Origin of the sequence: Embleya scabrispora DSM 41855 (assembly GCF_000372745.1) — a bacterium.
Taxonomy (GTDB): domain Bacteria; phylum Actinomycetota; class Actinomycetes; order Streptomycetales; family Streptomycetaceae; genus Embleya; species Embleya scabrispora.
The window spans coordinates 1-9,647 of sequence record NZ_KB889598.1; the positions used below are offsets into that span (position 1 = coordinate 1).

Annotated in this window: 8 protein-coding genes and 3 pseudogenes; 4 read left to right on the forward strand and 7 right to left on the reverse strand. The window is 69.2% G+C overall.

Annotated features, from left to right (window positions below):
* The 3 genes from A3IC_RS0110655 to A3IC_RS72980 all read right to left on the reverse strand — a co-directional run.
* Positions 1 to 640: hypothetical protein (locus A3IC_RS0110655; protein WP_020550045.1), on the reverse strand; the 640-nt coding region annotated here is incomplete at its 3' end.
* Between the two features lie 270 nt (positions 641 to 910).
* Positions 911 to 1,219, reverse strand: coding sequence for a hypothetical protein (locus A3IC_RS73430; RefSeq protein ID WP_020550046.1), 309 nt, complete (start codon positions 1,217 to 1,219; stop codon positions 911 to 913).
* A 334-nt stretch (positions 1,220 to 1,553) separates the two neighbouring features.
* Positions 1,554 to 1,841 (reverse strand): ATP-binding protein, encoded by a 288-nt coding sequence (locus A3IC_RS72980; protein ID WP_342666714.1) that lies wholly within the window; start codon positions 1,839 to 1,841, stop codon positions 1,554 to 1,556.
* Between the two features lie 137 nt (positions 1,842 to 1,978).
* Here A3IC_RS72980 and A3IC_RS53590 point away from each other — a divergent pair.
* Positions 1,979 to 2,472: pseudogene (locus A3IC_RS53590) on the forward strand (enolase-like domain-containing protein); the annotation flags it as partial.
* Positions 2,473 to 2,627: 155 nt separating this feature from the next.
* Here A3IC_RS53590 and A3IC_RS64540 read toward each other — a convergent pair.
* Positions 2,628 to 2,885, reverse strand: a pseudogene (locus A3IC_RS64540) (cation:proton antiporter); the annotation flags it as partial.
* A 4-nt stretch (positions 2,886 to 2,889) separates the two neighbouring features.
* Complete coding sequence (locus tag A3IC_RS0110680; RefSeq protein WP_245599204.1) at positions 2,890 to 3,396, reverse strand: cation:proton antiporter regulatory subunit; 507 nt, start codon at positions 3,394 to 3,396, stop codon at positions 2,890 to 2,892.
* Positions 3,397 to 3,683: 287 nt separating this feature from the next.
* On the opposite strand from A3IC_RS0110680, the gene A3IC_RS73435 reads away from it, so the two are divergent.
* The 3 genes from A3IC_RS73435 (at position 3,684) to A3IC_RS68505 (ending at position 7,900) form a co-directional block, all read left to right on the forward strand.
* Positions 3,684 to 4,127: a hypothetical protein gene (locus tag A3IC_RS73435; protein ID WP_026218111.1), complete on the forward strand. Its 444-nt coding sequence runs from the start codon at positions 3,684 to 3,686 to the stop codon at positions 4,125 to 4,127.
* Between the two features lie 777 nt (positions 4,128 to 4,904).
* Positions 4,905 to 7,319: a SpoIIE family protein phosphatase gene (locus tag A3IC_RS0110690; RefSeq protein ID WP_052173389.1), complete on the forward strand. Its 2,415-nt coding sequence runs from the start codon at positions 4,905 to 4,907 to the stop codon at positions 7,317 to 7,319.
* A 182-nt stretch (positions 7,320 to 7,501) separates the two neighbouring features.
* Positions 7,502 to 7,900 (forward strand): hypothetical protein, encoded by a 399-nt coding sequence (locus A3IC_RS68505; RefSeq protein ID WP_020550050.1) that lies wholly within the window; start codon positions 7,502 to 7,504, stop codon positions 7,898 to 7,900.
* A gap of 57 nt (positions 7,901 to 7,957) precedes the next feature.
* Here A3IC_RS68505 and A3IC_RS64550 read toward each other — a convergent pair.
* Together A3IC_RS64550 and A3IC_RS0110700 are read right to left on the reverse strand one after the other, a co-directional pair.
* Positions 7,958 to 8,170, reverse strand: a pseudogene (locus tag A3IC_RS64550) (glycoside hydrolase family 2 TIM barrel-domain containing protein); the annotation flags it as partial.
* Between the two features lie 89 nt (positions 8,171 to 8,259).
* Positions 8,260 to 9,504: an IS256 family transposase gene (locus A3IC_RS0110700; RefSeq protein ID WP_205354115.1), complete on the reverse strand. Its 1,245-nt coding sequence runs from the start codon at positions 9,502 to 9,504 to the stop codon at positions 8,260 to 8,262.
* Between the last annotated feature and the right edge of the window lie 143 nt (positions 9,505 to 9,647).

Below are 9,647 nucleotides of genomic sequence, written 5' to 3' on the forward strand. Positions count from 1 at the left end.
TGAGCGGGTCGACCGCCTCACCGACGAGGCCGTCCGGGCCGCCGCCGGTGAACAGCACCGCGAAGGAGACGGCGGCGAGCACCGCGATCTCCAGGATCAGCGCGACGCCGAGGAACTTGGCCGTCAGGTGGATGTCGAAGAAGGCCATCCCCGCGATGACCAGTAGGCCGAACATCGCGTAGTAGCCCCAGTGCAGGTCGAGCCCCCACTGGTCGCTCGCGAGCTGCTTGAACGAGGCGGCGAAGAAGCCGATGATCGATGCTTCGAAGACGATGTACGCCAGGACCGCCAGCAGGCCCGAGGCCATGCCCGCGACGCGGCCGAGGCCGTGGGAGATGAAGCCGTAGAACGCGCCGGCGGCGGTGATGTGCTTGGCCATCGCGACGTACCCGACCGAGAAGATGGTCAGGACCAGGGTCGCGAAGATGTAGGCGGCGGGGGCACCGACGCCGTTGCCCGATCCGGCGATGATCGGCAGGTTGCCGGTCATCGCGGTGATCGGGGCGGCGGTGGCGACCGCCATGAAGACGACGCCGACCAACCCGACGGAGTTCGCCTTGAGTCGGTGGACCTGTTCGCCGGGGATTGGCAGGGCCACGTCGCCCTCGACACGGTCGAGGGGCTGCTGCTGGGTGGACATCCCACCTCCAGGAGGGGTGCGGCCGAAATGGGTACGGCCCGTGTGACGGACGCCTGATCCACGGCTGATCGTCGAACGGTGCGTGATCCGACGGGCCGCAAGCGTCCCTCCGGACCCGAACACCCCGCAACGGGCAATGCGTCAGGAGAAGCCCCGAGACATCGACACTGTGATCGTTGCCACAGGGCACCGCGAAGCCCGGCGGCGAGTATCCCGGCCGGCGCACAAAGTCCCACCTGCGCCGATGCCCGGATTCCGACGCCACCAGGACTATTGCGCAGCCGCAGGCGGTGTCGACACCGCACTCGAGGAATGCCCGGCGGTCCGGTTGCGGTTGCCCGGCAGCGATCGGGCCACTGCGAGCACAAGGTGCGTGTCCGCGTAGAGGATGTGCAGGTTAGTCGACAATCGACGGTTCTTCGAGGACGCCAACACTTCCCGACTCCGGGTCGGCACCAGCGCGCCGTCGACGATCACCGCGTCGCCTGCACGAGGGTTGACCTGGAGCCGGTCGAGAGCCGTGGGATCGCCGGCCCCGCCGTGACGGAACGTATCGACCGGGCTCGGGGCGGGGTCCATCCGTACTCGTGCCGGTGACATCGTCGAACCGAGATCGCGGGTCTGGTTCTTGGCCCTGGGAGGGTGTGTGTCGGGTCAGGACAAACCCCCGCGTGTGCACAACACCTCCTTGGCGCCCCACGACGTGTCGGGCGCGCGCACCGCCTCGCCCAGGGGCCTCCTTGGCCCGACGCAGCTCCGCTGTGGCGTACCGCACGATCATTGCGGAGTTTCTCGGCCGCGGCCGAGTTCAGTACGGTGATCACCGGCTGCTCCGTGGGCGCGTCCGGGACGAACCCTGCGGAGCGATCACAGCCGGGGTACCAGACCCCGACCGCGCTCGATGCGGCGAGTCTCAGCGGCCAGTGACCGCGATCCTCGGCCCGCCCTCCGTCCCCGGAATGGCGCCGACTTTCGCGCCGTGGGCGTCGGCGATGGAGCGGACGATGAAGAGGCCGAGCCCGTGCCCGCTGTTGCGGCCCACCTTGTCCTGAGCCGGCCGTCGGAACGGCTCGAACAGGTTGTCCAGGCCGGCCGGGAAGCGTGTTCGGCCTGGAGCTGTGGACGCAGGCCCAGCGTGTCGCGGGCGGCGGTTTGGTGTCCTCCGCCCGCTCCAGGGCGCGAACGGCGGGGTGGGTTGCACGCTGATTCCGAGCGTCTCGCACGCGGCGGTGGACGCCCTCGACAAGAAGACCTTTCCCCGGTCCACGACGATCGTTTCCGGAATCACGACCGGCCGCGGGACTCCCATGAACGACCCGCGCGCCGCACCAGGCCCGCATCACCGACCTCACGACGACCGACCTGCGGTTCCCGACCTCACGGGAACTCGACGGGTCCGACGCGATGAACCCGGATCCCGACCACTCGGCCGCGTACGTCGTCCTGCACACCGACGCTGGCGACGGGCACGAGGGGCACGGGTTCGCGTTCACCATCGGGCGCGGCAACGACGTCCAGGTCGCGGCCATCGAGACCCTGCGCGACCACATCGTGGGCTGCCGTTGGACGCGTTGCTCGCCGACCTGGGCGTGCTCTCGCACTCAATGATCGGCGACAGCCAACTGCGCTGGCTGGGCCCGGAGAAGGGCGTCATGCACATGGCCATTTCGGCCGTGGTCAACGCCGCGTGGGACCTCAAGGCCAAGCGCGCGGGCAAGTCGCTGTGGCAACTGCTCGCCGAGCTGACGTCCGAACAAATTGTCGACCTTGTCGACTTCCGCTACCTCGGCGACGCGCTCACCCGCGATGAGGCGTTGGACCTCCTGCGCCGCGCCGAGCCGGTTGCGGGCGGCTGGTTGGTTCGCGGAGGGTGTGTCGCAGGCGGAGGTGGCGCGTCGGTCGGGTGTGTCGCCGCAGGCGGTGTCGGTGTGGGGAAGGTGGCGGATCGGCTCCCGGTTGGTGACCGAGCCCGGCACCATGCGGTAGGCGTCTTGAGGTTGGTCACCAGGTCGGCCGCAGTGTATTCCAGGCCCAGCATCAGCAGCAGGATGACACCGATCCCGGCGCCGATGGCGACGAACTCCTCGCTCGCTCCCAGCGGCAGCAGCCCGCCCCCGCCGAACGCGAGCCCGGCGAGTAGGTACAGCGGTATGGGCGAGAACTTCAACCACCCGGCGACGCGACCCAACAGCCCGAGCACCAGGATGATGGAGCCGAACTCGATCAGGAAGACTGCGGAATCCACACGGTCACTCCCGGCCCAGGATGGCCACGGCCGCCTCGACGCCCTCACGGGTACCGATCACGATCAGGGTGTCGCCGCCGGCGAGACGAAAGTCCGGCGCCGGAGCGGGAATCGCCCCGGCACGACGCAGCACCGCGACGATCGACACGCCGGGGGCGGTGCGCATGCGCGTGTCCCCGAGCAACCGCCCGTTCCAGTGGCTGTGGGCGGACAGTTCGACGCGTTCGGCGACCAGCCCCAGATCGGTGGTGTGCAGGATATTCGGGCTGTGGTGCGCGGGCATCAACGCGTCGATCAGCGACGCGGTCTCCGCGCTGCTCAGTCGCACCGACTGGGCGCACGCGTCCGGATCGTCGGAGCGGTACACATTGACCGTCCGGCTCCCGTCCCGATGCGTGACCACCGACAGGCGGCGATGCTCACGCGTGGTCAGGTCGTAGCGGACACCGATGTCGGGCGAGTCGAACTCATCCGCGGGACGGGCATGGATCTCCTCCTTCGGATGTATCACACGCAATTTCAAGCGCTTGGGGCGATGGACGCTCTTCGCGTTGCTTCAAAGGATTCAAGGGGTTTGCGCATCGGCGCGGCGGACCGCGTCAGCCACGGTCCCCTCGCCGGTCCGACATCGTGCCACCCTTGGGACATGCGGGGATATGGGTGTCGATACGGATGAACGCGCGCCGCCGCGATCGGCCACACTGCTCCGGGGATCTCGGACTTTCCGCAGGTCACACGGCCAAGGAGCGCGCCTCGTAGGACGACGACGGACGCCGCGGAAACCGGGGGACCACACTCGTGTCGCTGTTCTGGCGCATCTTCCTGCTGAACGGCGCGATCCTGCTGCTCGGCCCCGTGACCGTGTCCACCCCGGTACAGATGGGGCAGGCACGGGTCATCGCCGCCGGACTCACCGCAATGCTGCTCGCCAACGCGGCGATCCTCAGGATCGCGCTGTCGCCCCTGCAACGCTTGTCCCGCACCATGACCACCGCCGACCTGCTGCACCCCGGCACCCGTTCACGGGTCACCGGTCCCGGTGAGATCGCCGACCTGACCGATTCGAAGCGGTGGCCGGGCCACCGCAACGGCCCGCCCCTCCGGCCTTCCAACTCTCGGGCGTGCACCGACCGCGCACCGGGGTGCTCTCCGGCATCGCCGCGGCCGTTCTGCTCGTGGCCGTCTGGTCTTCGAGGTCCTGCGGCGCGGAGTCGCCCGCCTCATGGGGGAACTCGCCCGTGACGCCGACCGTGTCGCAGCAGGCGACTTCGATCACCCGATCACCGCGCCGTCGGTTCCCGCCGCCTTGGTGTCCCGGGTTCCGGCTGCGGCGCGGCCTACGGCACCACGGGAAGCTTCAGACTGCCGCTGCCGGGGCGTCGTCGAGGAATTCGCGAAGATCCCGATGAGCCCGGAGGGATGGGCGAACCGGTCCATGTGTCCTCCGCCGGTGATCTCCAGGAGGAGACTGCCGGGATCGCCTCGTGCAGCCGCCGAGACCCTGCCAGTGGGATCATCGCTTCGGTACCGAGCCCGACGACCAGGGCGGGGCAGTCATCCGGGCCGCAGCGTGCGGATGTCGACGCGCTCCGAGGTCGATCTGGCGCCCGATGCCGGGCGGCCAGGCGTCGGTCAGGGAGTGCGCCAGACCCTCGTGCCCGAATCGGGCCCGCGCTGGAGTCGGTCGGCGCGGGGAACCGCCCGGAAGGAATCTGCCGTCCTTTGTCGTCCCGATTCCCGGCACGAATCGTCTCGGTGCTCCGACACGACCGCGATCGCACCGGTGTTGCGCGAGCTCGGTCGACGCAGGACGAGCGATGCGCACGGGCCTCCCCCCGAGGTTCGGCGCGTGGCTCGGTGACGCCGTCGTCCTGCCATCCCATGGCGGGTCGACTCCGGCGGTAGGAGAATCGAACACACAGTTCCGGGGAGATCCTCATGGACCCGACGACGGGCGACGAGGGGGGCCGAATCGAAGGGAACGGAGCCGCAGCAAGCCGGCCCGTGCCCTTCGATCTGATGCCCACTGTCACCGCTGTGCTGGATGAGAGGGGGACTGTCGTCGGGTGGTCGAAGGCCGCCGCCGCCCTGACCGGCTGGGACGCCGCGGAGATTCTGGGACGCTCCGTCTCCGCGTTGGCCGCCTCGCCGGTCAATCGTTTCACGCCGTACGACGCCCGCCCGCCGTGGCCCGGCAGTCCCGATCAGGATCACGACCTCGTCGTCCGGATCCGCCACCGCGACGGCGGCGTGCTGCTGTTGGGTGTCCGGGCCACGCCCCTGGCGCACGCATCCGGCGACCGGAACTGGCACCTGTCTGCCATCGACCTGGGACACGCCTCGTGGTGGGACGCCAGCCACGCCGTGCTGAGACGATTTCTGGACCGTTCTCCGTACGGAATCGCCGTTCTCGACACCGAGCTTCGGTACGTGTGGGTCAACGAAACTCTCGAGCGCATGGCCGGAGTGCCCCTCGCGGATCGCATCGGCCGCCGAATGCACGAAGTCCTCCCCGGTCTGTCGCCCTTTGCCGTGGAACGACAGATGCGCACGGTGCTCTCCACCGGCGTCCCCGTCCTCGACTTCGAGTACCAGGGAACCGTCCCCGCCGATCCCACCCGCCGGCACGCCTTCTCCACCTCCTTCCTGCGGCTGGACGACGACGAAGGCCGCGTAATGGGCGTGTGCTACATGGGCGTGGACATCACCGAGCGGCGCAGGACCCGCGAACGCCTCACCCTGCTGACCGAGTCCGGCGCCCGCATCGGCACCACACTCGATTTCGTGACCACCGCACGGGAACTGGCCGCAACGGCTGTGCCCGACCTGGCCGACTTCGCTGCGGTCGACCTGTTCGACGAGGTCCTGGACGGGCAGGAGCCCACGACCGTCACCGGACGGTCGGGGTGGCCACGATTGCGCCGCATGGCGTATCACTCGGTCCGCCCCGGCAGCCCCGAGGTCGTCGCCGCCCTCGGGCGGCCCGCCCGGTACACCGACATGTCTCCCATGGCCCGTTGCCTCCGGGACGGTGTGCCCGTGTTGGAGGCTCGCCTCGGCGTCGACGACAAGGGCTGGCTCGCCGACGATCCGGACCGTCGAGCGGCGGTGGCGGCTTGGGGCCTGCACTCGTTGATCGCGGTGCCGCTGCGTGCCCGCGGTACGGTGCTGGGCCTGGTGGTGCTGATGCGCTCCCGAACGTCGGACCCCTTCGAAACCGACGACCTCGCGCTTGCCGAGGAACTCGTCTCCCGCGCGGCCATCTGCCTGGACAACGCCCGTCGCTACACACGTGAACACAACACAGCCCTGGCTCTGCAGCACAGCATGCTGCCCCAGGCGCTCCCCGCCACGTCCACCCTCGAGATCGCCCACCGCTACATCCCCGCCACGGGCCGCGGCGGCGTGGGCGGCGATTGGTTCGACGTCATTCCTCTCTCCGGTGCTCGTGTGGCCCTGGTCGTCGGCGACGTCACCGGGCACGGCATCACCTCGGCCGCGACCATGGGACGCCTGCGCACGGCCGTACGCACCCTCGCTGACATCGACCTGCCCCCCGACGAACTCCTCGCCCGTCTCGACGACTTGGTCCTCAGCCTGGTCGACGAACAGGTGGCCCTGCAGCACGACGAGGGGCCGCTGTGCGCCGAGCTGGGAACGACGTGCCTGTACGCCGTGTACGACCCCGCGACCAGGGAGTGCACCGTGGCCAGTGCCGGCCACCCCCCACCTGCGGTCGTCACGACCGACGGGAAGGTCACCTATCCCGAACTGCCCACCGGACCGCCACTGGGCATCGGCACACTGCCGTTCGAGGCCATCACGATGCAACTGCCCGAAGACGCCCTGCTCGTGCTGTTCACCGACGGCCTACTTCTCGACGACGGTCGCGACCTCACCGCATCCACCGACCGCCTGCTCGCCGTTCTCGCCGCCGCCCCGACCAATCTGGAGGCGGCCTGCGACGACGTCGTCGCGGCCATGCTCCCCACCCCACAGAACGACGATGTCGCGGTGCTCATGGCCCGCCCGCACGGCCTCGACCCCGACCGGATCGCCACGTGGGATCTGCTCCGGGACCCCGCCGTCGTTGCGGACGCGCGCGCGATGGCCGCCGACACCCTCCGCACCTGGGGCCTCGACGACCTGGTCTTCACCACCGAACTCGTGGTGAGCGAACTGGTGACCAATGCCGTCCGCTACGCCTGCGACCCCGTGCGGCTGCGTTTGATTCGACAGGCCACGCTGATCTGCGAGGTATGGGACGGCGGCAGCACCTCGCCCCGGCTCAAACACGCGCGAGTCACCGACGAGGGCGGACGCGGCTTGTACATGGTGGCCCGGCTCACGCGTAGGTGGGGCACCCGATACACCCCCGATGGCAAAGTCATCTGGGCCGAGCAAAGCCTCGAACCGGACCCTGACACGTTCTGAGAGTCGGCATGGGGAAGTTGCCTGATCATGCGGCGAGAACGGGTCGGCCGCCCGGCGGGTGCCTTTTCGCTGCGGATGCGGGCGCGTTCCTTGCGTTCGGGACGTCGTGGTCGAGGGCGATGGCGTTGCGCCGACGGAGGCAAGCGCGCAGGGGTTTGCGTTGTTATTCGGTCCCGGGCGACATGGACATCATCCCGCGCTCGTCACCGCGACCCTCGTCGAAGCCCCGGACATCCACCCCCCACGGACCGGCCCGCCCCGACCTCACCCCCCTGCTCCCGCTGGGCATCGACCACGACAACCCGAACGGACGACGCACACCCCTGAGCACCCAGAGCTGCGCCCATGTCGACGCGCACGTGACCGCGTTCGTCCACGACCTCGCCGACGCGGGCCGGCCACTCGTGCAGACTGGCGCCCTCCCGGCGGACGAACTCCTGAACGCCTTCGGCATCGCCCAGACCGATCGGACAACCCGCGACGGCACACTCCTGTTGACCGGATGGAACCCGCCGCCGGCACAGCGACTTCGCCCCTGGGCCCGCAACAACAACGTGCCCACGGACGAGTCCCGACCCTGAAGCGCGTCTCCGGAACCACCGGGCGGGCCAGGGTACCGGCCTGATGGACTGGCGTGGACCGGTCGTGACGGCGCAGACCTCGTCTTGGAAGGCGTACATGCGCGAGTACATGTCGGTGTCGCGGCAGCCGAAGTCGCCTTCGTAGTGCAGCAGCCGCGAGTTGTCGCGGGAGCGGATCCAATCGGCCATCGCGGTCAGGCCGCGGCCGGTGCCGGATTCGTTGCCGAGTGACCAGATCACCACCGACGGGTGGTTCTTGTCCCCCTCGAGGGAGTATCAGGAATTAGGTGTACGGGGTCTCGTTCGAGTGAGTCTGGGTTTCGACTCGGTTTCGTTTGTTTGGTCGTCGCCGGTTCGGCTCAGGTGCGTCCGGCGGTGACGCGGCCGTCGAAGGCGAGGTCGAAGGCGTTCAGTGCTGCTTTCCATTTGTTGGACCAGCGCACGCGTCCCTTGCCGGTGGGGTCGAGGGCGAGGGTGGCCAGGTAGAGGCGTTTGAGGGCGGCCTGTTCGTTGGGGAAGTGCCCGGAGGCGTTGGCCGCGCGGCGGTAGCGGGCGTTGATCGACTCGATCGCGTTCGTGGTGCAGATGACGGTGCGGATCTCGCGGTCGAACGCGAGAAAGGGCACCATCTCGGCCCAACTGCGTTCCCACAACCGCACGATCGCCGGATATGTCGTCTCCCACGTCGCGGCGAACTCGGCGAGCCGCTCGTGCGCGGCGGCCTCGGTCGCCGCCGTGTAGACGGGCTTGAGATCTCGCGAGACCGCCGACCAGTCCTTCCTCGACGCGTAGCGGAACGAGTTCCGCAGCAGGTGGACGATGCAGGTCTGCACCACGGTGGCGGGCCAGACCGACGCGACCGCGTCGGGCAGGCCGTTCAACCCGTCGCAGACCAGGACGCAGCAGTCCTTGACGCCCCGGTTCTTGAGTTCGCCCAGGACCTGGCCCCAGTACTTGGCGCCCTCGCCGCCGTCGCCGATCCACAGCCCGAGAATGTCGCGGTAGCCGTCGACGGTGACGCCCAATGCCACGTAGACGGGGCGGTTGGCGACCTGGCCGTCCCGGATCTTCACGTGGATCGCGTCGACGAAGACCACCGGATAGACCGCGTCGAGCGGACGGGTGCGCCACTCGTTCATCCCGCCCAACACCTGGTCGGTGATCGTGGAGACGGTCTCCTTCGAGGTGGTGATGTCGTAGACCTCGGCCAGGTGCGCGACGATCTCCCCGCCCGTGAGGCCCTTCGCGGTCAACGAGATCACCATCTCGTCCAACGCACCGGTGCGACGGGCGTGGACGGGGACCAGGCCCGGGCGGAACGTGCCCGCCCGGTCCCGCGGGATGTCCAGGGTGACCGGTCCGACCTCCGTGTTCACCGTCTTGCGGCGGGTGCCGTTGCGGGCGTTCCCGCCCCGGCGCGCGCTTGCCCCACCGGTCCGGGCCTGCTCGGCCGCGAGATGCTCGTCCATCTCCGCGTCGAGCGCATCCTCCATCAGGTGCTTCGCGAGCGCCTGCAACAGGCCGCCCTCACCGAGCAGACGCACCCCGCCCGCCCTGGCCTGCTCGGCCGCCTTCTCCGCCAGCTCGGCCACAGCCGCCGTCAACGTAGTCTCCACGCCCTGCCCGGTAGCCGGCGCGGACGTTCCCGAAACGCCCTCCACCGCACTCGACCCGGTCGTCGTAATCGCCACATCGGTCATCGGATACTCCCTTTGCGCAGGGTGTACACCGAGTCCTTGATAGTCCC

Coding starts and splice junctions, on each gene's coding strand:
- A3IC_RS73430 (WP_020550046.1), bottom strand. CDS start 1,219: ATGGACCCCGCCCCGAGCCCGGTCGATACGTTCCGTCACGGCGGGGCC.
- A3IC_RS68505 (WP_020550050.1), top strand. CDS start 7,502: ATGGACATCATCCCGCGCTCGTCACCGCGACCCTCGTCGAAGCCCCGG.
- A3IC_RS0110690 (WP_052173389.1), top strand. CDS start 4,905: ATGCCCACTGTCACCGCTGTGCTGGATGAGAGGGGGACTGTCGTCGGG.